This window comes from Psychromonas aquimarina ATCC BAA-1526, from assembly GCF_000428725.1.
GTDB classification, from domain to species: Bacteria; Pseudomonadota; Gammaproteobacteria; order Enterobacterales; family Psychromonadaceae; genus Psychromonas; species Psychromonas aquimarina.
Map to the genome: position 1 here is coordinate 1 of NZ_AUAM01000144.1, position 1,022 is coordinate 1,022.

At 37.0% G+C, this 1,022-nt stretch carries 2 protein-coding genes; both read right to left on the bottom strand.

All coding sequences use genetic code 11. From position 1 onward, the window contains the following. Window positions 1–330: 330 nt before the first annotated feature. On the bottom strand, window positions 331–495 hold the full coding sequence (locus G337_RS28760; protein WP_157619406.1) for a hypothetical protein: 165 nt from the start codon (window positions 493–495) through the stop codon (window positions 331–333). Further along, complete coding sequence (locus G337_RS0119455) at window positions 492–845, bottom strand: hypothetical protein (RefSeq protein ID WP_028865318.1); 354 nt, start codon at window positions 843–845, stop codon at window positions 492–494. The genes G337_RS28760 and G337_RS0119455 overlap by 4 nt, the downstream gene beginning before the upstream one ends. Window positions 846–1,022: the final 177 nt, after the last annotated feature.

Here is a 1,022-nt window from a genome sequence, read left to right on the forward strand (position 1 = left end):
AATGCTTCGTAAAGGACAGATGAAAAACTCAGATGGGTTAACGCGTTGGGAGCAGTTTTATTCTTTAGCTGCCTAAATGTACCTGTAGAGCATCCAGTCTTTTTCCGAAGATGCGACAGAACCTACTTTTTAGCGGATTTTTTTAATTTAACGCTATAATGAGCAATGCCTTTTTCAACGTGTAAGTGTCTGCGAACTCGGTATCTGACATTATTGATTGAGCCATAGTAGAAATATCCTTTTTTAAAAAAATAAAGTAAACGCGCAATGCTTTGGTCGATGATGCGCGTTTTTTTATAGCAATTATTGGGTTGATACACCCCAATACAACTACATTGTTATTTCAAATTCCTTTAAATGTTTTAGTTCAATTAGCATTTTCCAATCAAAATCATTAACACAATTGGTAGTGAAAGCATCAATAGCTTCATGGGCAAAGGCACCATGTATATTATTAGAAAGTTTGCTTATATTGGCAACCGCCCTTTTATTCATCCTAGAACCTGCAATATCATTGAGGGTAGTACCGGTGCCTGCACTTCAACAAATAAAAACAATAATTCAGTACGCAAGGCCATGTACAGATCAAACCATTGCTTGCTGTGGTACTCAGAGAAAGGAATGTTCTGCTTGCATTCTGAATAAAAATATTCTGAATGATAAATTAACGCATGCGCCAACTCATGAGCGACAACACAACAAAGCGGAGTGTAAATGCCTCCTTTTAATGACCGGCAACCCATTTCTGAGATGCTTTCCTCTTCTATATAATAGTAAGAGCCATTGCTCAATTTATCCGCAACTACATCAAAAAGGTTAAATGAAACATGAGGTTTGTTTTCCACTACGCCACCAAAATTACTCGAATATTCATCCCAAGAGCATTCTATTTTCAACTCATCAAACGTAAACGAAATAGCGTTATGTAGTTTATTTCCAGCTTTAAGTGGTAAAAACCACCGTCTTCAGACGGTGCATTTGATTTTAAATATTTTGATTTTGCGTGCACATGAGGTGCGCTC

Excerpts from the sequence above, each read along its gene's own strand:
- G337_RS28760 (WP_157619406.1), bottom strand. The coding sequence starts at position 495 with ATGAATAAAAGGGCGGTTGCCAATATAAGCAAACTTTCTAATAATATA.